The organism is Halobaculum sp. D14 (genome assembly GCF_051195135.1).
Taxonomy (GTDB): domain Archaea; phylum Halobacteriota; class Halobacteria; order Halobacteriales; family Haloferacaceae; genus JBNTKA01.
Window position 1 is genome coordinate 43,134 of sequence record NZ_JBNTKA010000003.1, and the last position, 23,987, is coordinate 67,120.

Consider the following 23,987-nt stretch of genomic DNA (forward strand, 5'->3'; position numbering starts at 1 on the left):
GGCCCTCCCCGTGCGACGACCGTCGCACAGCCACCACTCATGCACATCAAGGAACTCGTTCTGGACAACTTCAAGAGCTTCGGGCGGAAGACCCGCATCCCGTTTTACGAGGACTTCACGGTCATCACCGGCCCGAACGGCTCCGGGAAGTCGAACATCATCGACGGCGTGCTGTTCGCGCTGGGCCTCGCGCGGACGCGCGGCATCCGCGCAGAGAAACTCACCGACCTCATCTACAACCCCGGCCACGACGGCGACGAGTCAGCCGGCGGCGGGGAGCGGGAGGCCAGCGTCGAAGTCATCCTCGACAACACGGACGGCAAACTCGACCGGTCGCAGGTCGTCAACGCCGCCGGCACCGACAACGTCGGCGACGTCGACGAAATCTCGATTCGGCGCCGCGTCAAGGAGACAGACGACAACTACTACTCGTACTACTACCTGAACGAGCGGTCGGTCAACCTCTCTGACATCCAGGACCTGCTCGCGCAGGCCGGCGTCACGCCGGAGGGGTACAACGTCGTCATGCAGGGCGACGTCACCGAAATCATCAACATGACGCCGGGGCAGCGCCGCGAAATCATCGACGAAATCGCCGGCGTCGCCGAGTTCGACGCGAAAAAAGAGGACGCGTTCGCCGAACTCGACACCGTCGAGGACCGCATCGACGAGGCCGACCTCCGCATCGAGGAGAAAGAGGAGCGGCTCGAACAGCTCTCGGACGAGCGCGAAACCGCGCTGCAGTACCAGGAGCTCCGCGACGAGAAACAGGAGTACGAGGGCTACCTGCAGGCCGCCGAACTCGAAGAGAAACGGTCGGACCTCGCAGACACCCGCGACGAGCTCGACGAGCGGTCCGAGCGGCTCGAAACGCTGCGCGCCGAACTGGACGAGCGGCAGGCCGCGGTCGACGACCTCGACGCCGAACTGGACGAGCTGAACGCCGAAATCGAGCGGAAAGGCGAGGACGAACAGCTCGCCATCAAGTCGGAAATCGAGGAGGTGAAAGGCGACATCTCCCGGCTCGAAGGCAAGATCGAAAACCAGGAGGAGCGCGTCGAGGAGGCCGAAACCGAGCGCCGCGAGGCGTTCATCGCCATCGACCGGAAGCAAGAGGAAATCGACGAACTCGACGCCGACATCCGCGAAATCAAGGTGGAGAAGGCGAACCTGAAGTCGACGCTCACCTCGAAGCAGACCGAGGTCGCGGAGATTCAGTCCGAAATCGACAACGCCGACACCGAGTTCGACGAGCTGAAATCCGACCTCGCCGACGAGAAAGAGCGGCTGGAGTCGCTGAAGGCCGACAAGAACGAGCTGCAGCGCGAGAAGGACCGGCTGCTCGACGACGCGCGCCGCCGGTCGAACGAGATTTCGGAGGTCGAAGCCGAGATTCAGGAGGCGGAGGAGGCGATTCCGGACCTGAAGCGCCGCATCTCCGACCTGCACTCCGAACTCGACAAGGCGCAGAAGAACGAGCAGACCGCAAACGACGTCATCGACGACCTCCAGGCTGAAAAGAAGGAGCTGCAGGACGAACTCGACGACGTCGAAGAGGAGATACGGGAGAGACAGCAGGAGTACTCACAGCTCGAAGCGCGCGCGGACTCGTCGGGCGACACGTCGTGGCCGCGCGCCGTCACCACCATCACGAACGCCGAGTTCTCGGGCGTCCACGGCCCGGTCGGCGAACTCGCGTCCGTCGACGCGGAGTACGCGAAGGCGTGCGAGACCGCGGCGGGCGGCCGGCTGGCGAACGTCGTCGTCGACGACGACGGCGTCGGCTCCGACTGCATCGACTACCTGAAACAGCGGAACGCCGGCCGCGCCACGTTCCTCCCCATCACGAAGATGGACGACCGGAGCCTGCCGCGGCAGCCGAACGACCCCGGCGTCGTCGACTTCGCGCGGAACCTCGTCGACTACGACGCGCAGTACGACCCCATCTTCTCGTACGTGCTCGGGTCGACGCTCGTCGTCGAGGACATGCAGACCGCGCGGCAGTTCATGGGCGACTACCGGATGGTGACGCTCGACGGCGACCTCGTCGAGAAGTCCGGCGCCATGACCGGCGGCTCCGGCGGCGGGTCCCGCTACAGCTTCTCCAAGAGCGGCAAGGGCAAACTGGAGCGGGTCGCCGAGGAGATTCACGAACTGGAGGACGACCGGCAGGAACTGAAAACCGAGATTTCCGCGGTCGAGAGCGACCTCGACGACGCGCGGTCGCGCGCCTCCGAAGCCGCAGACAAGGTCCGCGACATCGAGGCGGACGTCGCGCGCGCCGAGGAGAAGTTAGAGGAGAAGCAAGACCGCATCGGCGAGCTCGAAGACCGGCTCGAGGAGCTCCGCGCCGAGCGCGAATCCGTCGACGAGGAGATGACGGCGCTCGACGAGGACATCGCGGAGCACGAATCCGAAATCGAGTCGGTGGAGTCCGAAATCGCGGACATCGAGGCGGAGCTGGCCGACTCGAAGATCCCGGAGCTGTCCAGCCGCGCCGACGAGATCCGCGAGGAAATCGACGAACTCGAAACCCGGATGGACGACCTCAACGGCGAGCTGAACGAGCTGCAGCTCGAAAAGCAGTACGCGGAGGACGCCGTCGACGCCCTCCACGACACCGTCGAGGAGGCGCAGAACAAGAAGGCGGACGCCGAAGAACGCATCGCGGAGTTCGAGGACGCCATCGCCGACAAGGAGGCGTCCCTGGAGGAGAAGCGGGACGCCATCGCCGAGCTCGAAGACGAGCTGTCCGACCTGAAAGAGGACCGCGAAGCCGTCAAGGAGGAGCTCCGCGAGGCGAAGTCGGCGCGCGACGACCAGGAGGCGAAGGTCGACCGCGTCGCGTCGAAACTCGAGTCGCTCCGCGAGACCGCCGAGCGGCTCGAGTGGGAGATCGAAGAGCTCGAAGCGGAGGTCGGCGACTACGACGCCGACGACATCCCGGACCACGACACCGTCGAATCGGAGATTTCGCGGCTCGAATCCGAGATGGAGGCGCTCGAACCTGTGAACATGCTCGCCATCGACGAGTACGACGACGTGAAGGCCGACCTGGAGGACTTCCAGGAGCGCCGGAGCGTCCTCGCGGACGAGCGCGACGCCATCGAAGACCGCATCGACCGGTTCGACAAGCAGAAAAAGCAGACGTTCATGGACGCCTTCGAGGCCATCGACGAGCAGTTCCGCGACATCTTCGAGCGGCTGTCCGCCGGCAGCGGCGAACTCGTCCTCGAGGACCCGGACGACCCGTTCGAGGGCGGCCTGACGATGAAGGCGCAGCCGGCGGACAAGCCGGTACAGCGGCTCGACGCGATGTCCGGCGGCGAGAAGTCGCTGACTGCGCTCGCGTTCATCTTCGCGATTCAGCGGCACAACCCGGCGCCGTTTTACGCGCTCGACGAGGTCGACGCGTTCCTCGACGCCGTCAACGCGGACCGCGTCGGCGAGATGGTGCACGAACTCGCCGGCGACGCCCAGTTCGTCGTCGTCAGCCACCGGTCGGCGCTGCTCGAACGCTCCGAGCGCGCCATCGGCGTGACGATGCAGGAGAACAACATCTCCGCCGTCACCGGCATCCAGCTCGGCGAGGACGGCGAGACGCCCGGGCCGGAGCCGGAGGTGTCCGCGGATGATTGAGGCGCCCGGCGACGTCGCCCCCGCGGACGCGACGGACGACGACGAGGTCGAGCCGGTCGAGCTGCTCGTCCAGCTCGCCGAGGACGGCGAAATCGACCCGTGGGACATCGACGTCGTCGAGGTGACGGACGCGTTCCTCGACCGGCTCGACTCGACCGACCTGCGGACAAGCGGCCGCGCGCTGTTTTACGCGTCGGTGCTGCTCCGCATGAAGTCCGACGCGATGCTCGGCGACGACGACGACGAAGACGACGACGAGGTGGAGCCGTGGGAGGAGGCGTTCCGCGACGGCCCGATGGAGGCCGGTGACGCCCCGGCGGACGACGGCTTCGACCCGGTGTCGGCGCTCGAAGACGAGATGAACCGCCGGCTGGACCGCAAGTCCACCCGCGGCTCCCCGGAGACGCTGGACGAACTCGTCCGCGAACTCCGGGAGGCGGAGCGCGGCTCGTGGTGGAAGGAGTCCCGCGAGTACGACACCTCGGAGTCGCCGCGCGGCTTCTCCCGCGGCACGCAGACGCTGGAGTACCACGGCGCCGACGACCTGCGCCGCGAGGGGGAACCCGGCGAGGACGACGTCACCGGCACGACCCACGAGGAGGACATCGACGCCGTCATCGACGACGTCCGCGGCGAACTCCGGCCGCAGTACGACCGCGGCCGCACCGAAGTGCTGTTCCGGGAGATTCGGGGCGCCGGGCAGACCCCCGTCATGACGTACCTGGCGCTGCTGTTCCTCGCACACCGCGGCGAAATCAGGCTGCAGCAGGACGACCTGTTCGGCGACCTGTGGGTGAAAGACGGCTCCGCGCCCACCGTCGGCGACGAGGCGACCGCGGACTGACCCGGGTCGCCGTCGGCCGGCTACAGGTAGTCGCCGATGAACAGGTCCAGTTTCTCGCGGGTCTCGTCCGGAATCGCTTCCGTCGGCGTGTTGATGGTGCCTTCGAGCGACCCGTGCGCCTCACACTCCAGGCCGTCCGGGAACGTCCGGATGGCGTGTTCGACCGTGTTCTTGATGGCCTCCTCGTTGGCCGCGGCGTTCTCCAGCACCTCCTCGAGCGACACCTCGGCGTCCTGCTTCCAGACGTCGTAGTCGGTGACGCCGGCGACGGTGGCGTACGCCATCTCGGCTTCCCGCGCCAGTTTCGCCTCCGGCACCGCGGTCATGCCGACGACGTCCCAGCCCTGCTCGCGGTAGAACTCTGACTCCGCGCGCGTCGAGTACTGCGGCCCCTCGATGCAGACGTACGTGCCTTCGTCGACGACGCCGCCCTCGGTCGCCGCCTTCGCCGACGCCGCGAGGTGCTCTGCGAGCTTCGGGCTGTACGGCCGCGTGAACTGCTGGTGGACGACGACGCCGTCGCCGAAGTACGACAGGTCACGGAGCTTGGTCCGGTCGTAAATCTGGTCCGGGACGACGAGCGTCTGCGGTGCGAGGTCCTCGCGGAGCGACCCGACGGCGTTGCTCGCGAACACGTACTCGACGCCGGCCTGCTTCAGCGCGTAGATGTTCGCCTTGTACGGCAGGTCCGTCGGCGACCGCTGGTGGTCCGGGCCGTGCCGCGGCAGGAACACGATTTCGCGTCCGGTGTCGCCGAACTCGCCGATTTCGAGCGGCGCGGACGGCTCGCCGAACGGCGTCGTCACCGACTCGGTCCGCGTGTTCGTCAGGGGCAGCGCCTCGTAGATTCCGCTGCCGCCGATGAAGCCGATGGTCATCGTTCTGCTCGGCCGTTCGTCCGAGCGGCGCTAAAGCGTGTGGATTGCGACCGGCCGCTCCGGCTCCCGCTTCTCCACGGGTTCGCACCGTATTGCTCGCGGCGGTCGGATGCGGCGGGATGGACGAACCAACATGGCCCATCGCTGGCCTGCTCACGATGGCTACGGGCGGGTTCCTCCGACTGCGACCGGTCGTCGAACTCCCGGCGCGCGTCGGCGTCTGGCTGGTGCTCGCGGGCTTCCTCGTCGGCCTCCTCGGCTCGGCCGTGGCCGCTGGGCGCCCGAAATATCACTGCGCTCGTCGCGGAAATTAGTCGGCGCGCCGCACGGCGATTCTCCCCCATTCTCGACGGTCGTCGCCGTCACGTATATCCCGGAACCGAGACGACTACGAACGAAGCGGTGACTTCGACATGATACTCTGCGTTGACCCTGACTCGGCGGCGCGCCGGGAGGCCGGCGCGCGGCTCCGCGACGCCGGCTTCGACGTTCGAGCCGCGGGCTCTCTCACCGAGGCCCGCGCCGCGCTCGGTGGAGACGGCGACGTCGATGCCGGAGCCGACGCTACCGCCGACACCAACCCCGAGGCCGACGTCGACTGCCTCGTCACCGAGTACGAACTGCCCGACGGGACGGGGCTCGACCTCATCGCGGAGGCGCGCTCGGCCGCCGCCGACGCCGCCTGCGTCCTCTTCACTTCGACGCCGCTCGACGACGTCGACACGGCCGCGTTCAGCGACGTCGTCGCGGAGTACCTCCCGAAGGACGACCCGGACGCCCTCGACGACCTGGTCGACCTGGTCGAACACAGCCTCGCGTTCCGCGCGCAGACCGCCTATCCGCTGCCGGAGACCGAGGAGGCACGGCTGGAGGCGCTCGACCGGTACGCGGCCGACCCGGCGGCGCTGAGCGCGTCCCTCGGCCGGCTCACCGAACTCGCGACGGCGCTGTTCGGCGTCAACGCCGCCGCGGTCGGACTCGTCGACGAGCGCGAGCAGCGCTTCCTCTCCTGTCACGGCGTCTCGTTCGACCCGCTCGACCGCGAGGACACCGTCTGCACCTACGCCATCCTCGAAGACGACGTGACGGTCATCGAGGACGTCGCCGACGACCCGCGGTTCGACGGGAACGAGGGGCTGGCCGCCGCCGACATCCGGTTTTACGCCAGCGCCTCTCTCGTGACGCCGAGCGGCCAGCCAATCGGGACGTTCTGCGTCTACCACGACGACCCGCGGGCGTTCTCCGAGCGCGACCGCGAACTCCTCGAACTGCTCGCGGACGAGGCGATGGAGCAGTTGGAACTGCGCCGCCGACTCGACGAATTCGTCGGTGAGACCGATGACTGACCCGTACTCCTTCGAGGGGCTGCCGCTCTCCGAGGTCAGCCCCGGCTCGACCGTGCTCGTCGAGGGGCCGACGCACGTCGGCACCCGCGACCTCGCACTGCGGATGCTCGCCGGCGGAGACGACCAGGGCGCCATCGTCATCACCACGAACCGGCGCGCGCGGCGAATCAGCGAGGACTGCCGGCGCGTCGGCCTCGAACTCGCGTCCGACCGCACCGCCATCCTCGACTGCGTCGGCCAGGCGGACCAGCGGACGCCGGCGCGGGTGCTGTCGGTCGCCAGCCCGTCGGACCTCACCGGCATCGGCATGCGCTACTCGGACGTCTACCGGGAGTTCAACCACTCCGGGCTCGACCGCGTCCGGACCGGGCTCTGCTCGCTGTCGACGCTGCTGTCGTTCGGCGACCTCCAGACCGTCTCCCGGTTCGTCCACACGCTCGTCGGCCGAATCGACGCCGTCGACGGCATCGGCGTGTTCCTCATCGACCCGGCCATCCACGACGACCGCACCGTCAGCACGATTTCGCAGTTCTGCACCGGCCGGATTCAGGTGCGGGACGCCGACGACGCCCCCGAACTCCGCGTCCGCGGTCTCCCCGGGCAGCCGCGCGACTGGCAGCCGTTCGACCCGACCCCCGACTGACCGCGGCCGCGACGACCGCCTGAACCGCGGTATTCGGCCGCCGGCGCTCGGACGAGCCGGGGTCGGCGTTCACCACAGCCTGAACACACGTTCAGGCGCGGCTGTAAACCCTTTTAGGGGGGCCGGCGCGAGGAACTACGTAATGAGCGACCTCCCGGACGACTTCGACTGCACCGTCACGAACTGGGAGTACATCTACGACCTCTGCCGGCAGGTGAGCAACGACGTGAAGGCCGCCGAGTTCGAGCCGGACGTCGTCGTCGCGCTGGCGCGCGGCGGCTGGTTCGCGGGCCGATGCATCTGCGACTTCCTCGGGCTGAACGACCTCACGAGCCTGAAGATGGAGCACTACGTCGGCGCAGCCCAGCAGTCCGGCGAGCCGACCGTCCGCTACCCGATGCCGGAGGGGAGCGTGCAGGACAAAGACGTCCTCATCATCGACGACATCGCCGACACCGGCGGCTCCATCAAGCGCGCCCAGGAGTACGTGGAGGAGCGCGGCGCCGGCGACATCCGGACCGCGACGCTGCAGCTGCTCCAGACCTCGGAGTTCGACCCGGACTACGTCGGCGAACAGCTGGAGGAGTGGACGTGGGTCGTCTACCCGTGGAACTTCATCGAGGACATGGTCGACCTCATCTCGGGCGTGATGGAGCGCGCCGACGACCGGACGTTCACGCGCGACGACATCCGGCACTACCTCGCGGAGTACCACGACGTGAACCGCATCGAGATGGAGATCGCTCAGCCGAGCCGGCTCGGCGAGGTGCTCTCGGAGATGGAGCGGCGCGACGTCGTCCGGCAGACGCCGGAGGGCTACCGGCTCATCGACGTCGAGGAGTAACGCCGCGCTGCCCGAGCAGCCCGTGACTGCCGGTGGCGCCGAGCGTCCGGTCCGCGTCGTCTCGTCTCGTCGGTGCCGTGCCGGTTCCGAACCCCTCTTTACCGACGCCGGTGATTCGCCGCTGTGGCGCTGCTCGACATCTTCGCCGGCGCTGTCCTCCCCATCGTCGCGGTCGCGGCCATCGGGTTCCTGCTCGGCCGCGTTCGCGGCGTCGACCCGGGGCCGCTGAACACCATCTGCGTCTACGTGCTCGCGCCGGCGCTCGTCTTCCACAGCCTGATGACGGCGTCGCTCTCCGGCGAAACAATCGCGAATCTCGCGTTGGCTATCGTCGGCTACACCGTCGTGATGGCGGTCCTCGCGGAGGCGGTGGGTCGGCTGCTCGGCGCCGACGAACCGCGGCTCTCCGCGCTGGTGCTCGCCGCGACGTTCCCGAACTGCGGCAACTACGGGATTCCGCTGTCGGCGTTCGCGTTCCCGGCGACGGGCCGCGCCGTCGCGGTGCTGTTCATGGCGATTTACTCGGTGCTCGTCTACACGCTCGGCGTCTACATCGCCTCGCGTGCCGGCGGCAGCGGCGGCTTCGCGGGCGTGAAGCGCGTCGTCCGGATTCCGCTTGTGTGGGCCGTTCCGGCGGCGCTCGGCGCGCGCTGGCTCGGCGTCGTCCCGCCGACCGGCACCTCCGCGATGACGACGCTGCAGCTCGTCGGCGACTCCGCCATCCCGGTGATGCTGCTCATCCTCGGCATCCAGCTCTCCCGGACGGACTACGGCGCGGCGCTCTCGCAGGCGACGACGCCGACGGTGCTGAAGATGGGCGTCGCGCCCGTCGTCGCCGTCGGCATCGCGACCGTCATCGGCTTTTCGAACCCGGAGGTCGGCCGCGTGTTCGCGCTCGAAGCGTCGATGCCGGCGGCCGTGACCCCGGTGATTCTCGTCGGCGAGTTCGCCGACGACCTCCGCATCGGCGACGTCACCGTCCCTGAGTACGTCAGCACCGTCGTGCTGGTGTCGACGCTCGTGTCGCTTCCGGTGCTCACGGTCTTCATCTCGCTGCTCCAGAGCGGCGCGATTCTGTGAGGCGCCGAGCGACTCCGTCGGCTTCGGCGTCTCCGTCGGCTCCGGCGTCTCCGGTGCGAACGGCCGCTGTGGCGCCGCCTCCGGCCAGCTAGTCGTCCGCGGGGGCGTGTTCCGCCGGGTCGACGATGCTGGTCGTCCACGTGCCGTGGAGCAGCCACGCGAGCACGGCGACCGCGCCGACGACGTCGCCGGCGACGACGGCCCACCAGATTCCGGTGGTTCCCCAGCCGTACTCGAACACCAGCAGGTACGTCGCGGGGACGCGGACGCCCCACAGCCCGAGGAACGCGAACGCGAGCGCCGACGTGGTCCGGCCGGCGCCGCGGAGCGCCCCGCGGCCGATTTCGAAGACGCCGGTGAACGCGAACATGACGGCGGCGACGCCGAGGTACGACGTGGCGTAGCCGACGGTGGTCGCGGCGTCCGGCGCGTCCGGCGGGAGGAACACGGAGACGATGGCGGTCGGGAACAGCCAGGTGAGCAGGCTGACCGGAATCATCACGGCGACGGCGACCGTCAACGCGGCGCGGACGGCGCGCCACGCCCGGTCGGGCTTGTGCGCCCCGAGGTTCTGCCCGACGACGGTGTTGACGGCTTGCGACAGCCCCATCGCCGGCAGGAACGCCAGCGAGATGAGCCGGTTCCCGAGGCCGTAGGCGGCGACGATGGCCGGCGGGAACGTCGACACCATCGCCGTCAGGACGACGAATGCGAACGACGTGCTCGACTGTTCGAGCGCCGACGGCACGCCGAGTTTCACGACGTCGCGGACGATGTCGAGGTCCGGGACGAGGTCGCCGACTCGGACGGCGGGGCCGCGGTCGGTGCCGAACAGGACGTACCAGCCGACGGCGGTCGCGACGAGCCGCGCGAACAGCGTCGCCCACGCGGCGCCCTCGATGCCGAAGCCGGGAATCGGGCCGTAGCCGAAGATGAGCAGCGGGTCGAGCGCGAGGTTCAGCGCCACCGACACCACCATGACGCGGAGCGGGCCGCGGGTGTCGCCGTAGCCGCGCATCAGCGAGACGAACACGAAGAAGCCGAACAGGAACGGCGTCGCGAGGAAGAACACCCGCATGTAGTCGGCGGCGAGCGGCACGACGTTCGCGGCGGTGGCGGCGTCGGCGGGCAGCAGGTCGAGCAGTGGCTCGACGGCGACGTAGCCGACGGCGGCGATGACTAGCGACACCAGCATGACGTACCCGAGCGTCGTCCCGGCGATGCGGCCGGCCTCGCGGTCGACGCCGGCGCCGGTGTGCTGGGCGACGAGAATCGCGCCGGCCGCGGTGAAGCCGGCGCCGACCGAGATGAACAGGAAGACGATGGGGAACGCCAGCGAGAGCGCGCCGACGGCGTCCGCGGAGAGCCGGCCGAGCCAGAACGTGTCGCCGACGTTGTACATCACCTGGAGCAGCTGAATCAGCACGAGCGGCCACGCCACGCGAAGCATCGGACGGAGGAGGTCGCCGTCCGTCAACTCCGAGGCGCGGGCTCCGGAGTGCGGGGAACTCATGGCGAGTAGACGCGTCACCCCGTCTTGAACCCTCCTCACAGGTGATACCGCGACGCACGGCCCGGCTGAGAAGGGCGAGCCGAGACCGACCGGACTCGGCGACGGAGAGCGTCAGGCGCCGGGGACGTCGAACTCGCGGGCGCGTCTGCGGATGTCGTCGGCGTCGGCGGTCAGCAGTTCGCCGTCGTCGTACAGGACGTCGCCGTCGACCATCGTGAACGCGACGTCGTCGCCGTGGGCGGCGAAGACGAGGTGGCTCAGCGGGTCGTGCAGCGGCGTCGCGCGCGTCACGTCGGTGTCGACGCCGACGACGTCCGCCGTCCATCCCTCGCGGAGCGCGCCGACCCGGTCGAACCCGGCGGCCTCGGCGCCGTTCAGCGTCGCCATCTCGAAGACGGTTTCGGCGGGCGTCGTCCGCGGGTCGAGCGCGTCGACCTTCTGGAGGAGGCTCGCCTGCCGCATCTCCGTGAACGGGTCGAGCGTGTTGTTACAGGGCGGGCCGTCGTTGCCGAGCGCGACCGTGATGCCGCGGTCGAGGTAGTCCGGAATCGGCGCGACGCCGGAGGCGAGTTTCATGTTCGACGACGGGCAGTACGTGACGTTCGTCCCGGTGTCGGCGAGCACCTCGCGTTCGGACTCGTCGGTGTGGACGCAGTGGGCGAGCACGACGTCCTCGCCGGTCAGGCCGACCTCGTCGAGCCAGTGGACGTTCCGCATCCCGGTCTCCTTCTCGACGGCCGCAATTTCGTCGCGGTTCTCCGAGGCGTGCGTGTGGATGCGGACGCCGTCGTACTCGTCGGCGAGGTCGCGGCAGCCGCGCAGACACGCCTCGGTGCAGGAGACGGCGAACCGCGGCGTCAGCGCGTAGCGGATGCGGCCGTCGGCGGCGCCGTGGTACTCCCGGATGAGCCGCTCGGACTCGCGGAGCCCGGCGTCGGTGTCCTCCTGCAGGCCGTCGGGGGACTCGGTGTCCATCAGCACCTTCCCCATCCGGGCGCGGATGCCGAGGTCGACGGCGGCGTCGAACGCCTCGTCCGCGTGCGCGACCGACAGGTGGTCGACGACGGTGGTGACGCCGGACTCGATGCATTCGAGGTAGCCGAGTTCGGCGGCGAGCCGCATCCCTTCCGCGCCGAGGCCGGCCTCCATCGGCAGGACGTGGTCGAACAGCCAGTCGAGAAGCGACGCGTCGTCGGCGATGCCGCGGCCAAGCGACTGCACGGAGTGGACGTGCGCGCCGACGACGCCAGGCGCGACGATGCCGAACTCGCGGCGGTCGTGCCCCGGGAAGCGGTCGACGAGGTCGCGTCGCTCGCCGACCGCAGCGATGGTGTCGCCGTCGACGACGACCGCGCCGTCGTCGATGACCGTTTCCGCGTCGACGATGACCGTCCCGGAGAGCAGCATTGGTTCCCGAGTCGGTTCCGCCGCGCCGACCGAAATAGCTGTTCATTCGCCGAACGGCGACAGTCGCGTCCGTCCGGAGCAGCGCAACGTATTTACCGGTCGGGGCGTTTGCTACGCCCATGCGAGACGCGCCGCAGCGCCAGCCGCTCACGGCCCGTGAGTTCGGCGTGTCTCCTCTTCTCCGCCGCTCGAAACCGAAACGCGCGTAACTGACGCTTTCGGCGGGAGTGGCACCCCCGTCGTGGGCGATTCTTGCCCGAAGCGACGCGCGCTCACCACTCACCCGAGACACTACAGACGAACCCACACCGAATGTCCATCGACCACGACACGTTCGCCGGCGTCTACCCGGCGATGACGACCCCGTTCACCGACGGTACAGACGAAGTCGACCACGAACAGCTCGCCGCGGACGCCCGCCGGCTCGAAGCCGCCGGCGTCGACGGCCTCGTCCCGGTCGGCTCCACCGGCGAGTCCGCGACGCTCACCCACGACGAACACGCCGAGGTCGTCGAGACCGTCGTCGACGCCGTCGACGTCGACGTCATCGCGGGCTCCGGCTCGAACTCGACGCGGGAGGCCGTGTGGCTCTCCGAGCGCGCCGAGGAGGCCGGCGCCGACGGCCTGCTGCTCATCTCGCCGTACTACAACAAGCCCGAGCCGCAGGGGCAGTACGAACACTACACCGCCGTCGCGGACGCCGTCGACCTGCCGCAGGTCGTCTACAACGTCCCGTCGCGCACCGGGTCGAACCTCGACCTCGACACGGTCGTCGAACTGGCGGAACACCCGAACATCCAGGGGTACAAGGCGGCGTCGGGCGACGTCGGCCGCATCTCCGAACTCGTCGAGCGCACCCGCGAGGAGACGTTCGACGTGCTCTCCGGCGACGGCCCGATGACGCTCCCCATCATGAGCGTCGGCGCCACCGGCACCATCAGCGTCGTCGCGAACGTCGAACCCGAGCGGACGCACGCGCTCGTCCACCGCGCGCTCGACGGCGACTTCGCCGGCGCCCGCGCGGTCCACCACGAACTCGGCCCGCTGATGCGCGCCGCGTTCCGCGAAACCAACCCGATTCCGATCAAGGAGGCGATGGAGATACGCGGCTACGGCCCGGCCGAACTCCGGCAGCCGCTCACCCGCGCCACCGACGAGACGCGCGACGTCCTCGAATCGGTGCTCGCCGACCTCCGAGACCGACCGGTCGCGGACGCCGACGCATGACCGGGGCAGTCAGCGTCGCCGTCACCGGCGCGACCGGCCGCATGGGCCGAGAGGTCATCGAGGCGGCCGCCGACCGCGACGACGTCGACGTCGCCGCCGCGGTGACGCGCACCCCGTCGGCCGTCGACGGCGCAGTCGCGGGCGTCGACGTCGCGGACGCGGCGGACCTCCCGTCGCTGCTCGCCGCCCGCGAGCCGGACGTCCTCGTCGACTTCACGGTGCCGGCGTCGAGCGTCGAGTACGTCGCGGCCGCCGCAGACGCCGGCGTCGCGGCCGTCGTCGGCACCACCGGGTTCGACGACGACCAGCTCGACCGGCTCGCCGACGCCGCCGACGAGACGCCGGTGCTGCGCGCGTCGAACTTCTCCCGCGGCGTCGCGGCGCTCCGCCGCGCCGTCCGCGCCGCCGTCGGCGCGCTCCCCGGCTACGACGTCGAGGTGACCGAGACGCACCACAACGGGAAGCGCGACGCGCCGAGCGGCACCGCGCTCACGCTCCTCGACGACGTCGAAGCCGAACGCGACGACCTCACCGACCGCGTCCACGGCCGCGAGGGCGACGCGCCGCGGACCGACGGCGAAATCGGCGTGCACGCGCGCCGCGCCGGCGACGTCGCCGGCGAACACGAGGTACTGCTCGCGGGCGACGAGAACGTCCTCGAACTGACCCACCGCGCCGGCTCCCGGCGCGTCTTCGCCGCCGGCGCGCTCGACGCCGCCGCGTGGCTCGCCGGCCGCGACGCCGGCGCCTACGACTTCTCGGAGGTACTCGAATGAGCCTGGAATCCGACATCGACGACCTGTGGAACCGCTACGACGACGGACTGACCGCTGCCGACGCCGACGACACGGACCTCGCCGTCCTCGACGAGTTCCTCGACGAACTCGAAGCCGGGTCGGTGCGCGCCGCCGAGAAGACCGGCGACGACGTCACCACGTGGGCGGCCAACGAGTGGGTGAAACGCGGCGTCCTCCTCAACTTCGGGCTGCGCGAGACGCACCGCCGCGAGTACGGCGACGTCGGCTACCACGACGTGCTGCCGCTGCGGGACACGTCCGGCCTCGCCGACAACGGCGCCCGGAACACGCCCGACGGAACCGTGCTGCGCCGCGGCGCGCACCTCGGCGCCGACGCCATCATGATGAGCCCGTCGTTCGTCAACGTCGGCGCGTACGTCGGCGACGGCACGCTCGTCGACTCCTGTGACACCGTCGGGTCGTGCGCCCAGCTCGGCAGCGACGTGAAACTCGGCGCGAACACGCTCATCGGCGGCGTCCTCGAACCCGTCGAGGACGCGCCGGTCGTCGTCGAAGACGGCGTCTCGCTCGGCGCCGGCTGCCGCGTCACCTCCGGGTTCCGCGTCGGCGCGAACAGCGTCGTCGGCGAGAACACGCTGCTCACGCCCCGCATCCCGGTGTACGACCTCGTCGAGGAGGAGATTATCTACGGCCACCTCCCGGAGAACCGCCGCGCGTTCGCCCGGATGGTCGAGTCCAGCGTCTCCGACCACGACCTGTTCGACGGCGGCGCGTACAAGCCGGCGGTCGTCGCCACCCACGTCGAAGAGCAGACGCTCGAAGCGACCCAGCGCGAGGACGCGCTCCGCGAATGACCGACGAGTCCGCCGGCGTCGACGCCGACCAGGAGGCCGGTGCCGCCGACGCCGAAGCGGTCGCCGCGCCGAACCCGCCGGTGCGCCGCGTCGGCGACTGGGACGCCGCGCGGCTCCGCGACCTCGCAGAGCAGCACGGCACGCCGCTGTACGTCACGGACCTCGACCGCGTCGCGGAGAACTGCACCCGGTTCCGCGCCGCGTTCCCGGACGCCGACGTCCGGTACGCCGTGAAGGCGCACACCGGCCGCGCCGTCCTCGACGCGGTCCGCGACGCCGGCTTCGGCGCCGAGTGCGCCTCCGCCGGCGAGGTGCGCCGCGCGCTCGACGCCGGCTTCCCCGGCGACCGCGTCGACTACACCGCCGTGAATCCGCCGGCGCGCGACCTCGACGGCTTCGTCGACTGGTGGCGCGACGACCCCGGCCTGACCGTCACGGTCGGCGCCGCGGACACGCTCGACCGCCTCGCCGAACGCGGCTACGACGGCCGCGTCTGCGTCCGCGTCAACCCCGGCGTGGGCGCCGGCCACCACGAGAAGGTGCGGACCGGCGCCGCCGCGAAGTTCGGCGTCCCCGTCGACCGCGTCGACGACGTCGTCGCCGCCGCCCGCGCCGACTTCGAGTTCGTCGGCGTCCACGCGCACGCCGGCTCCGGCATCCACGGCGCCGACGACCTCGCGGCCCACCGGGAGTTCGTCTCCCGCGTCGGCGACATCGCGCGCGACGCCGCCGGCGACGCCGACGGTGACGGACTGGAGTACGTGAACGTCGGCGGCGGCTTCGGCGTCCCGTACCGCGACGCGGACGCGCCGCTGGACCTCGCCGCCGTCGCGGCGGCGACCCGCGACGCCCTCGGCGACGTCGACGCCGACCTCGCTGTCGAACCCGGCCGGTACCTCGTCGCCGACGCCGCCGTCCTGCTCACCGCGGTGAACACGGTGAAGCCGGCGGGCGCCGACGCCGACGAGGTCGTCGCCGGCGTCGACGCCGGCATGACGACGCTGCTCCGGCCCGCGATGTACGACGCCCACCACCCGATTCGGTCGCTCGCCGCCGACGCCGCCGACCGCGACGCGGCGCCGACGACGGTCGCCGGCCCCATCTGCGAGTCCGGCGACGTGTTCTGCGAGGGCCGGCCGCTGCCCGCCGCCGAGCGCGGCGACCTGCTCACCGTCGGCAACGCCGGCGCGTACGGCTACGAGATGGCGTCGACGTACAACTCGCGGCCGCGGCCCGCCGAGGTCAGCCTCGACGGCGAACCGCTGCGGCGCCGCGAACCGCTCGCCGACCTCACCCGCCTCGAAGTCACCCCGGAGGACCGATGACAGACGCAGCCACCACCGTCGCGTTCGAGAAGTACCACGGCACCGACAACGACTTCCTCGTCGTCGACGGCCACGCCCCGGTGTCAGACCGCGGCGCGTTCGCCGCCGCCCACTGCGACCGCGACACCGGCGTCGACGTCGGCGACGGCCGACGCGGCGCCGATGGCGTCCTGTTCTTGACGCTCGACCAGCAGTTCTCGCCCGCCCGCGTCGTCATGACGCTGGTCCAGCCCGACGGCTCCGTCGCCGAGATGTGCGGGAACGGCGCCCGCTGCGCCGCGCGCTGGGCGGCCGACCGCACCGGCGCCGCCGAGTTCATGCTGGACACGCCCGCCGGCAGCAGGCGGACCGTCGTCGACGGCGACGAGGTCCGCGTCGAGATGGGCCGGCCGTCGTTCGCGCCGGCCGACGTCCCGCTCGCCGCCGACCGCACGGACCCGCTCGTCGAGGAGTCCGTCGAGGGCCTCACCGTCACCGCCGTCGACACCGGCGTCCCGCACGCCGTCGCGTTCGTCGACGACGTCGACGGCGTCGACCTCGACGCGGCCGCCCCGCCGGTCAGGCACGCCGACGTGTTCCCGGAGGGCGCGAACGTCACGCTCGCCCACCGCGTCGACGACGGCCGGTTCCGGCAGCGCACCTACGAACGCGGCGTCGAAGGCGAGACGCGCGCCTGCGGCACCGGCGCGGTCGCCGTCGCGGCGGCCGCGCGGCGCCTCGGCCACACCGACCGCGCCGAACTCACCGTGTCGCCGCCCGGCGGCGACCTCGGCGTCGAACTTCCGGCCGACGGCCCGGCGGTCCTCGTCGGCCCCGCCGAACACGAGTTCGACGGCGAACTCCCGACAGACCCATGACCGGCGCCAACGCCGACGCGGACGCGGACGCTGACGCGGACGCCGACTTCGACCCGGTGGAGTTCCTCGACGCCGCGGTCCGAACCGAGTCGCACGAGTCCGTCGACGCGATGCGGGACCTGCTCGTGGAGACGCTCGACCGGCACGGCGAGTCCGTCCGCGTCGACGCCGCCGGCAACGTCCGCGCGACGAAATCGGGCGACGCCGACGGCCCGCACCTCGTGTTGAACACGCACATCGACACGGTGCCGCCGCACGTCCCGGCCGACCGCGACGGCGACGTGCTCCGCGGCCGCGGCGCCTGCGACGCGAAAGGCCCGCTCGCCGCGCTGCTCGCCGCCTTCCTCGCGACGACGCCGACCCGCGGCCGGCTGACGCTCGCGGTGACGCCCGACGAGGAGACGCTGTCCACCGGCGCGGACGCGCTCGTCCGCGGCACCGGCGGCGTCGACCCGGTCGACGGCGACCTGTTCGTCGTCGGCGAGCCGACGGACTGCGACGTCTGCACCGCCGCCCGCGGCCGGTTCGAGGGGACGCTCACGCTCACCGGGAGCGCCGCCCACGCCGCCGAACCGGACGCCGGCGTCAACGCCGTCGCGGCGCTCGAAGGGGCGCTCGGCGCGATTCGCGGGTTCGACGCGGACCGCGACCCGCATCCGCGGCTCGGCCCGCCGACGCTCGTCGCCACGGGCGCCGGCGGCGGCGAAGCCACGAATCAGGTGCCCGCGACGGCGACGCTGACGCTCGACCGGCGCTCCGTCCCGCCGGAGACCGCCGAGGAGTTCCGCGCGGAACTGGCGGCCGCGGTCCGCGGCGCCGTCCCGGACGACGTCGGCGTCTCGTTCGACCTGACCGAGCGGTCCACGCCGTTCCTCGAAGCGTTCGACACCGACCCGGACCACGAACTCGTCCGGACCTTCGCGGACGCCGCCGCGGCCGCGGGGGCAGTCGAGGCCGAGCGGTCGGACGCGGAACAGGCGGATTCGGGGCACGGAGATGCAGAACGGTCGGACGGCGCCGAGCCGAGCGCCGACGGCGACGTCAGGCCGTTCGGGGCGGCGACCGAGGCGTCGTACTTCTCGCCCGCTCCGACGGTCGTGTTCGGCCCCGGTCACGTCGCCGACGACGACGGCGCGGTGGCGCACGCCGACCGCGAATACGTCAGGCTCTCGCGCGTCCGGACGGCCGCCGCGGCCGCCACGGACGCCGTCGGCGACCTGCTCGACTGACCGGTTTTCTCGCGCGCCTGCCCGTCCGCCGGCGGCGGTGCCGGGACCACCGTCGCTTTCACGGGCCGGGCCGAACCGCGCCCCATGTGCACGCTCACCATCGCGTGGCGGACGTTCCGAGACGCGCCGGTCGTCGTCGCCGCGAACCGCGACGAGGCCGTCGACCGGCCCGCCGAACCGCCGGCGGAACGCGACGAGGGAATCGTGGCGCCGCGGGACGCCGAAGCCGGCGGCACCTGGATGGGGGCGACCCGCGACGGCCTGTTCGTCGGCGTCACGAACCGATGGGTGGAGGGGCTCGCCGGCGAGCGCTCCCGCGGCCTCCTCGTCGACGACTGCCTGCACGCCGAGTCGGCGGAGGCGGCCGCGAGGCTCGTCGAGTCGCGGTGCCGCGACCACGAGTACGACGGCTTCAACCTCGTCGTCGCCGACGCGGACGCCGCGCTGCTGCTCGAGTGGGACGGCCACCTCAGCGTGACGCCGTTCGAGCCCGGCGTCCACGTCGTCGTCAACGTCGGCGCCGACGGCGCTTTCGTCGAACCGCCGGACCGGCCCGACGTCGGCCCGGAGCAGGCGGCGAACGCCCGGCGGCTCCGCGACCACCTCCAGGTCCGCCCGGACGAGTCGGCGTCGTCGTGGCTGCGCCGCGCCGGCGACGCGCTCGGCGACCACGAGTTCGGCGTCTGCGTCCACGGCGACGGCTACGGCACCGTCTCGTCGTCGCTGCTGCTGCTCGGCGCCGACGGGAGCCGGCGCTACGAGTACGCCGCCGGGCCGCCCTGCGAGACGCCGTACGAAGTCGTCTACGACGAGTGACCGACGGCCCGCTCGGGCGCCGCCGGAACCCGCCCCGGGAATCGTCGTCGCGCGTCATCGTCGTCGTCGTCGCCGTTTCAGGAAAGCCAAGGTTAAACGGGGGGCGCGAGAACGTGACGGTATGAGCGCCGTCGACGTCGAAGCCGAGCTGTCGGAGGACGAGCGCGCGGGGCTCGAACTCGTCCGCGAGTCCGGCGGAATCCACCAGAGCGACTTCTGGAAGGAGCTTGACGTCTCCTCCCGGAAGGGGAGCCGCATCGCGGAGAAGCTCTCGGACCTCGGCCTCATCGAACGCGAAGAAGCCGTCTACAGCGGCCACAACACGTACTACCTCGAACCGACCGCCGCGGACCTCGACTTCTCGCTGCTGATGGCCGGCGACATGCTGTCGCCGTTCATCGGCGAGGAGGAGATCGACCCGAACGGCGACGCGTTCACGCAGTGGCTGATGAACCTCGCGTACGAGGAGTACTGACGGGCGTCGAGACCGTCGGTCGTAGAGAGTCGCCGCGTCGGAACGCCGCGACGCCACCGTTTTCACGAGCCGCTTCGGTCCGCCAGCGTCGGCGCCGCGCTCAGGCGTCGGTCGCGGTGAACAGCCCGGTCGACGGGTCGTCGGCGCCGCGCGGCGCGAACAGCGTGACGCGGTCACCGGCCCGCAGTTCCGTCTCCGCGACCGGGTGAATCGGCTCGTCGCCGCGTTCGACGAGCAGCACGAGGACGCCGTCAGCCAGGTCGGACTCGCCCAGGTCGGCGATGGTCCGGTTCGCCGCCCGCGCGTCCTCGTCGACGACGACCTCGCAGAACTCGCCCTCCGCGGTGAGGCTGGCGGCGTCCGACGGCGCGGCGCGGTTGCGCTGCTCCGGCGGCCCGAACGGGCCGTACGGCCGGAAGTAGTCCGTCTCGACCACGTTCTCGTCTTCGATGTCGACGTCGAGGTTCGCGATGGCGCGCGCGACCGTCGTGATTTCGTCGGTGTCCTCGCCGACGACGGTGACGTGGAGGTTCCGCTGGCCGGCCATCAGTTCGCGGACCTGCACGACGCCGGGGACCTCCCTGACCTGCCTCGCGAGGTGGGAGCGCTCCGGAATCGGCGCCGAGCAGATGAACAGGTAGGTCAGCCTGCCCTCCGCGCGCTCGAAGTCCACGTCGGCGTGGTAGCCGCGGATGACGCCGGCGTCCTCCAGTTTGTCGATGCGGTTCCGGACGGTGCCGGCCGAGACGCCGACCTCCTCGGCGATTTCGGGCGCGCTCGTCGTCCGGGCGTCCTCCATCAGTCGGTACAGCACCCGCCGGTCGACGTCGTCGAGTTCGGTCACGACGCCCAGTCGTTACGGAAGCCACAAAGCGTCTCTGATTCGTCCGGAGACAGACCGGCTCATCTCACCCGAACCGCTGAGAAATCGTTGCTTCGCGGCTTGGCGAATCCGAAGCCGCGCGCCCGGCGTTCCGACAGCCGGAGTGCGTAGTCTGCGGTCGCGCCGGTGACTACGCGGTGGCAATATTGGCGTCGACGATTACTCCGCGTCGACGTCGGCGTCGACGTCGTCGACGAGTGCGCCGCCGTAGCCGACGTAGGTCGGGGGGGTGAGCGCCCGGAGTTCCTCGCGGACGTCGTCGTCGACGTCGAGGTCGTCGAACAGGTCGTGGAAGTCGTCGAGCGTCGTCCGGGAGCCGCGGGTGAGCGCCTTCACGCGCTCGTAGGCGTCCGTGTCGCCTTCGCGGCGCAGAATCGTCTGGACGGCCTCGCCGATGACCTCCGGGTTCGCGTCGAGTTCCTCGCGCATCACCCGCTCGTTCGGCGCGACCTTCGCGAGGCCGTCGGCGGTTTTGCCGTAGCCGATGAGGCAGTGTGCGAACGCGGCGCCGACGTTGCGCTTCACCGTGGAGTCGGAGAGGTCGCGCTGGAGCCGGGAGGTCGTGACGTAGTCGGCGAGGAACGTCAGGTCGCTGTTCGCCTTCGAGAGGTTGCCTTCGCTGTTCTCGAAGTCGATCGGGTTCACCTTGTGCGGCATCGTCGACGACCCGGTTTCGCCCGCGGCGGCCTCCTGGCCGAGGTAGCGGTCGGAGACGTACAGCCAGACGTCCCGGTCGAAATCCAAAAGGACGTTGTTGGCGCCGCGGAGCGCGTCGAACAGCGCCGCGAGGTCGTCGCACGGGTTCACCTGCGTCGTCAGCGCGGTGTGGTTCAGGCCGAGCGACTCGACGAACCGCCGGGAGAACCCCCGCCAGTCGACGTCGGGGTAGGCGGCGCGGTGGGCGGCGTAGGTGCCGGAGGCGCCGGCGAGCTTCCCGGACAGGCCCTCGGCGGCGTCGGCGACGCGGGCGGCGGCGCGGCCGAGCCGCGCGGCGTAGACGGCGAGCTCTTTGCCGTACGTCGTCGGCGTCGCGGGCTGGCCGTGCGTCCGCGCGAGCATCGGGACGTCGCGGTGGGCGCGGGCCTCGTCGGCCAGGTCGTCGCGGAGGCCGCGGAGCCGGGGGAGCAGCACCTCCTCGACGGCGGGCTTCACGAGCAGCCGCTGGGCGAGGTTGTTGACGTCCTCGCTGGTCAGCCCGAAGTGAATCCACGGGTGGACGCGCTCGTCGGTCTCGGTGCGCAGGAAGTACTCGACGGCCTTGACGTCGTGGTTCGTGGCGCTGTAGCCGGCGGCGCCCTCCGTTTCAAGCCGCTTCACGAGCCGCGCGTCGTCGGCGTCGAACTCGTCGGCGACGCCGCGGAGGTGGTCGCGTTCGTCGCGGGCCAGGTCGAGCGCGACGGCGTCCTCGTCGGCGAGCGCGAGCAGGTACTCGACTTCGACGCGGACGCGAGCGCGGACGAGGCCGGCTTCGCTGGCGTACGGGACGAGCGGCTCGGTTCGGCCGGCGTACCGGCCGTCGAGCGGCGAGACGGCGGCGAGGGGGTCCTCGCGGGGCAGGTCCATACCGGCGCTCCCGCCGCCGCCGGCAAAGGCGTTCCGGTCGCGAACCACCACAGCCGTGCATACAGCGAGCGGATTACGCCGATTATCTGGGGGATTCTATCCGCGTTGCTGCATACGGCGCCGGCGCGGACCGCAACCGTTTTTCCGTCGCCGCCGGAGCGTTCGACCATGAAGATTGCCGGCCTGGCGAGCAACCGCGGACGGAACCTGCTGCACATCGCCGACCGAGCGCCCGGCGGCGCGTCGCTGTCGGTGGTGCTGTCGAACCACGCCGACGCGCCCGTGCTGGACGGCGCGGCCGAGCGCGACGTCCCGACGGAGGTCGTCGAACGCGACGACGACGAGCCGCGCGAGTCGCACGAGCGCCGCGTGCTCGACGCGCTCGACGACTACGACGTCGACATCGTCTGTCTCGACGGCTATATGCGGGTGCTCACCGAGGCGTTCATCGACCGGGCGCCGACGACGCTGAACGTCCACCCGTCGCTGCTCCCGGCGTTCCCCGGCACCGACGCCCACCGGCAGGTGCTCGACGCCGGCGTCCGGCAGACCGGCTGTACGGTCCACGTCGTCACCGAGGAGGTGGACGGCGGCCCGATCGTGACCCAGGAGGCCGTCCCGGTGTACGACGACGACAGCCACGAGGACCTGAAGACGCGGGTGCTGTTCGACGCCGAGTTCCGCGCGTATCCGCGCGCGGTCGAGTGGTTCGCCGAGGGCCGCGTCGACGTGGACCGCGAGGCCGGCGAGGTGTCGGTCGAGGGCGACGTCGGCGGCGACCTGCCGGCGCGCCGCACCGTCAGCGAGGACCGCGTCCGCGAACTCCGGTACGGCGAGAACCCGCACCAGGACGCCGCGCTGTACGCCGACGCGACCTGCGAGGAGGCGAACGTCGTCGGCGCCGACCAGTTGAACGAGGGCGCGAAGGCGCTGTCGTACAACAACTACAACGACGCCGACGCGGCGCTGAACCTCGTCAAGGAGTTCGACGAGCCGGCCGCCGCGGTCATCAAGCACACCAACCCCGCCGGCTGTGCCACCGCGGACACGCTGTCGGCGGCGTACGCCGACGCGCTCTCCACCGACGCGAAGTCGGCTTTCGGCGGCATCGTCGCGCTGAACCGCGAGTGCGACGAGGCGACCGCCGAGCGAATCGCCGAGTCGTTCAAGGAGGTCGTCGTCGCGCCGGGGTTCACGGACGCGGCGCTCGCGGTGCTGCGCGGCAAGGACAACCTCCGGCTGCTCGACGTCGGCGACGCGGACGCGCTCGGCGACGTCACGGAGCGGTACACGGAGAAGCCGCTCGTCGGCGGGCGGCTCGTCCAGGAGCGCGACCTGCAGGCGCCGACCCGCGACGACCTGGAGTTCGTGACGGCGCGCGAACCGACCGACGACGAGGTGGAGACGATGCTGTTCGCGTGGCGCGTCCTGAAGCACGTGAAGTCGAACGGCATCCTGTTCGCGACGGGCACCGAGACGGTCGGCGTCGGCATGGGGCAGGTGAGCCGCGTCGACGCCGTGACGCTCGCCGCGATGAAAGCCGAGAAGGACGCCGACGGCAAGTCCGCCGACGGCGCCGTGATGGCGTCGGACGCGTTCTTCCCGTTCCCGGACGGCATCGAGGAGGCCGCAGCCGCCGGCATCGACGCCGTCATCCAGCCGGGCGGCTCCGTCAACGACGACGACGTCATCGAGGCGGCGAACGAACACGGCATGGCGATGGCGTTCACCGGTAGCCGCAGTTTCCGGCACGACTGACCCGGCGAGCACGGAAATCTCCCCGGCCCGAGCCGTCGCGTCGGTGTC

The 23,987-nt window shown here is 71.0% G+C and carries 20 protein-coding genes; 15 read left to right on the forward strand and 5 right to left on the reverse strand.

Annotated elements, in window-relative coordinates:
* Window positions 1–39: 39 nt before the first annotated feature.
* A complete protein-coding gene (smc, locus tag ACQUST_RS11105; RefSeq protein WP_435128261.1) occupies window positions 40–3,639 on the forward strand; it encodes a chromosome segregation protein SMC in 3,600 nt (1,199 codons plus the stop codon).
* Complete coding sequence (locus tag ACQUST_RS11110; RefSeq protein WP_435128263.1) at window positions 3,632–4,483, forward strand: segregation/condensation protein A; 852 nt, start codon at window positions 3,632–3,634, stop codon at window positions 4,481–4,483. The genes smc and ACQUST_RS11110 overlap by 8 nt, the downstream gene beginning before the upstream one ends.
* Before the next feature lie 20 nt (window positions 4,484–4,503).
* Here the strand turns inward: ACQUST_RS11110 and mtnP are convergent, their stop codons facing one another.
* Window positions 4,504–5,361, reverse strand: coding sequence for an S-methyl-5'-thioadenosine phosphorylase (mtnP, locus tag ACQUST_RS11115; RefSeq protein ID WP_435128264.1), 858 nt, complete (start codon window positions 5,359–5,361; stop codon window positions 4,504–4,506).
* 413 nt (window positions 5,362–5,774) lie between these two features.
* Here mtnP and ACQUST_RS11120 point away from each other — a divergent pair, with 413 nt between their 5' ends.
* The 4 genes from ACQUST_RS11120 to ACQUST_RS11135 all read left to right on the forward strand — a co-directional run bounded on the left by ACQUST_RS11120 (window position 5,775) and on the right by ACQUST_RS11135 (window position 9,274).
* Window positions 5,775–6,707, forward strand: coding sequence for a GAF domain-containing protein (locus ACQUST_RS11120; RefSeq protein WP_435128265.1), 933 nt, complete (start codon window positions 5,775–5,777; stop codon window positions 6,705–6,707).
* A complete protein-coding gene (locus ACQUST_RS11125; protein ID WP_435128267.1) occupies window positions 6,700–7,350 on the forward strand; it encodes a DUF7504 family protein in 651 nt (216 codons plus the stop codon). Before ACQUST_RS11120 ends, ACQUST_RS11125 begins: the two co-directional genes overlap by 8 nt.
* 142 nt (window positions 7,351–7,492) lie before the next feature.
* Window positions 7,493–8,194: a phosphoribosyltransferase gene (locus ACQUST_RS11130; protein ID WP_435128269.1), complete on the forward strand. Its 702-nt coding sequence runs from the start codon at window positions 7,493–7,495 to the stop codon at window positions 8,192–8,194.
* Window positions 8,195–8,317: 123 nt separating this feature from the next.
* Window positions 8,318–9,274 carry an AEC family transporter gene (locus ACQUST_RS11135; protein ID WP_435128271.1) on the forward strand — a complete coding sequence of 319 codons (957 nt, stop codon included), beginning with the start codon at window positions 8,318–8,320 and terminating at the stop codon, window positions 9,272–9,274.
* Between the two features lie 88 nt (window positions 9,275–9,362).
* Here the strand turns inward: ACQUST_RS11135 and ACQUST_RS11140 are convergent, their stop codons facing one another.
* A complete protein-coding gene (locus ACQUST_RS11140) occupies window positions 9,363–10,787 on the reverse strand; it encodes an MATE family efflux transporter (RefSeq protein WP_435128274.1) in 1,425 nt (474 codons plus the stop codon).
* A 111-nt stretch (window positions 10,788–10,898) separates the two neighbouring features.
* Window positions 10,899–12,194, reverse strand: coding sequence for a 5'-deoxyadenosine deaminase (locus ACQUST_RS11145; protein WP_435128277.1), 1,296 nt, complete (start codon window positions 12,192–12,194; stop codon window positions 10,899–10,901).
* 312 nt (window positions 12,195–12,506) lie between these two features.
* Between ACQUST_RS11145 and dapA the strand changes: the two genes are divergently transcribed.
* The 8 genes from dapA to ACQUST_RS11185 all read left to right on the forward strand — a co-directional run bounded on the left by dapA (window position 12,507) and on the right by ACQUST_RS11185 (window position 19,735).
* Complete coding sequence (dapA, locus tag ACQUST_RS11150) at window positions 12,507–13,421, forward strand: 4-hydroxy-tetrahydrodipicolinate synthase (protein ID WP_435128280.1); 915 nt, start codon at window positions 12,507–12,509, stop codon at window positions 13,419–13,421.
* Complete coding sequence (gene dapB, locus ACQUST_RS11155; RefSeq protein WP_435128282.1) at window positions 13,418–14,197, forward strand: 4-hydroxy-tetrahydrodipicolinate reductase; 780 nt, start codon at window positions 13,418–13,420, stop codon at window positions 14,195–14,197. Before dapA ends, dapB begins: the two co-directional genes overlap by 4 nt.
* Complete coding sequence (locus ACQUST_RS11160) at window positions 14,194–15,033, forward strand: 2,3,4,5-tetrahydropyridine-2,6-dicarboxylate N-succinyltransferase (protein WP_435128285.1); 840 nt, start codon at window positions 14,194–14,196, stop codon at window positions 15,031–15,033. Before dapB ends, ACQUST_RS11160 begins: the two co-directional genes overlap by 4 nt.
* On the forward strand, window positions 15,030–16,358 hold the full coding sequence (lysA, locus tag ACQUST_RS11165; RefSeq protein WP_435128288.1) for a diaminopimelate decarboxylase: 1,329 nt from the start codon (window positions 15,030–15,032) through the stop codon (window positions 16,356–16,358). The genes ACQUST_RS11160 and lysA overlap by 4 nt, the downstream gene beginning before the upstream one ends.
* The gene (gene dapF, locus ACQUST_RS11170) at window positions 16,355–17,215 is read left to right on the forward strand and encodes a diaminopimelate epimerase (RefSeq protein WP_435128291.1); all 861 of its coding nucleotides are present in this window, start codon (window positions 16,355–16,357) and stop codon (window positions 17,213–17,215) included. Before lysA ends, dapF begins: the two co-directional genes overlap by 4 nt.
* The gene (locus tag ACQUST_RS11175; protein ID WP_435128294.1) at window positions 17,212–18,444 is read left to right on the forward strand and encodes a M20/M25/M40 family metallo-hydrolase; all 1,233 of its coding nucleotides are present in this window, start codon (window positions 17,212–17,214) and stop codon (window positions 18,442–18,444) included. Before dapF ends, ACQUST_RS11175 begins: the two co-directional genes overlap by 4 nt.
* An 84-nt stretch (window positions 18,445–18,528) precedes the next feature.
* Window positions 18,529–19,260, forward strand: coding sequence for an NRDE family protein (locus ACQUST_RS11180; protein ID WP_435128297.1), 732 nt, complete (start codon window positions 18,529–18,531; stop codon window positions 19,258–19,260).
* 121 nt (window positions 19,261–19,381) lie between these two features.
* A complete protein-coding gene (locus ACQUST_RS11185) occupies window positions 19,382–19,735 on the forward strand; it encodes a helix-turn-helix transcriptional regulator (protein ID WP_435128300.1) in 354 nt (117 codons plus the stop codon).
* Window positions 19,736–19,835: 100 nt separating this feature from the next.
* Here the strand turns inward: ACQUST_RS11185 and ACQUST_RS11190 are convergent, their stop codons facing one another.
* Both ACQUST_RS11190 and purB read right to left on the reverse strand, forming a co-directional pair.
* A complete protein-coding gene (locus ACQUST_RS11190; RefSeq protein WP_435128303.1) occupies window positions 19,836–20,579 on the reverse strand; it encodes a winged helix-turn-helix transcriptional regulator in 744 nt (247 codons plus the stop codon).
* A 198-nt stretch (window positions 20,580–20,777) separates the two neighbouring features.
* Window positions 20,778–22,181 carry an adenylosuccinate lyase gene (purB, locus tag ACQUST_RS11195; RefSeq protein WP_435128306.1) on the reverse strand — a complete coding sequence of 468 codons (1,404 nt, stop codon included), beginning with the start codon at window positions 22,179–22,181 and terminating at the stop codon, window positions 20,778–20,780.
* Between the two features lie 168 nt (window positions 22,182–22,349).
* On the opposite strand from purB, the gene purH reads away from it, so the two are divergent.
* A complete protein-coding gene (purH, locus tag ACQUST_RS11200) occupies window positions 22,350–23,939 on the forward strand; it encodes a bifunctional phosphoribosylaminoimidazolecarboxamide formyltransferase/IMP cyclohydrolase (RefSeq protein WP_435128309.1) in 1,590 nt (529 codons plus the stop codon).
* Window positions 23,940–23,987: the final 48 nt, after the last annotated feature.

What these genes read in the sequence shown, in the direction of transcription:
- dapB (WP_435128282.1), top strand. Translation starts at nt 13,418, where the DNA reads ATGACCGGGGCAGTCAGCGTCGCCGTCACCGGCGCGACCGGCCGCATG.
- ACQUST_RS11125 (WP_435128267.1), top strand. Translation starts at nt 6,700, where the DNA reads ATGACTGACCCGTACTCCTTCGAGGGGCTGCCGCTCTCCGAGGTCAGC.
- purB (WP_435128306.1), bottom strand. Translation starts at nt 22,181, where the DNA reads ATGGACCTGCCCCGCGAGGACCCCCTCGCCGCCGTCTCGCCGCTCGAC.
- ACQUST_RS11140 (WP_435128274.1), bottom strand. Translation starts at nt 10,787, where the DNA reads ATGAGTTCCCCGCACTCCGGAGCCCGCGCCTCGGAGTTGACGGACGGC.
- ACQUST_RS11130 (WP_435128269.1), top strand. Translation starts at nt 7,493, where the DNA reads ATGAGCGACCTCCCGGACGACTTCGACTGCACCGTCACGAACTGGGAG.
- dapA (WP_435128280.1), top strand. Translation starts at nt 12,507, where the DNA reads ATGTCCATCGACCACGACACGTTCGCCGGCGTCTACCCGGCGATGACG.
- ACQUST_RS11180 (WP_435128297.1), top strand. Translation starts at nt 18,529, where the DNA reads ATGTGCACGCTCACCATCGCGTGGCGGACGTTCCGAGACGCGCCGGTC.
- dapF (WP_435128291.1), top strand. Translation starts at nt 16,355, where the DNA reads ATGACAGACGCAGCCACCACCGTCGCGTTCGAGAAGTACCACGGCACC.
- mtnP (WP_435128264.1), bottom strand. Translation starts at nt 5,361, where the DNA reads ATGACCATCGGCTTCATCGGCGGCAGCGGAATCTACGAGGCGCTGCCC.
- ACQUST_RS11110 (WP_435128263.1), top strand. Translation starts at nt 3,632, where the DNA reads ATGATTGAGGCGCCCGGCGACGTCGCCCCCGCGGACGCGACGGACGAC.
- ACQUST_RS11120 (WP_435128265.1), top strand. Translation starts at nt 5,775, where the DNA reads ATGATACTCTGCGTTGACCCTGACTCGGCGGCGCGCCGGGAGGCCGGC.
- ACQUST_RS11160 (WP_435128285.1), top strand. Translation starts at nt 14,194, where the DNA reads ATGAGCCTGGAATCCGACATCGACGACCTGTGGAACCGCTACGACGAC.
- purH (WP_435128309.1), top strand. Translation starts at nt 22,350, where the DNA reads ATGAAGATTGCCGGCCTGGCGAGCAACCGCGGACGGAACCTGCTGCAC.
- lysA (WP_435128288.1), top strand. Translation starts at nt 15,030, where the DNA reads ATGACCGACGAGTCCGCCGGCGTCGACGCCGACCAGGAGGCCGGTGCC.
- ACQUST_RS11185 (WP_435128300.1), top strand. Translation starts at nt 19,382, where the DNA reads ATGAGCGCCGTCGACGTCGAAGCCGAGCTGTCGGAGGACGAGCGCGCG.
- ACQUST_RS11175 (WP_435128294.1), top strand. Translation starts at nt 17,212, where the DNA reads ATGACCGGCGCCAACGCCGACGCGGACGCGGACGCTGACGCGGACGCC.
- ACQUST_RS11145 (WP_435128277.1), bottom strand. Translation starts at nt 12,194, where the DNA reads ATGCTGCTCTCCGGGACGGTCATCGTCGACGCGGAAACGGTCATCGAC.
- smc (WP_435128261.1), top strand. Translation starts at nt 40, where the DNA reads ATGCACATCAAGGAACTCGTTCTGGACAACTTCAAGAGCTTCGGGCGG.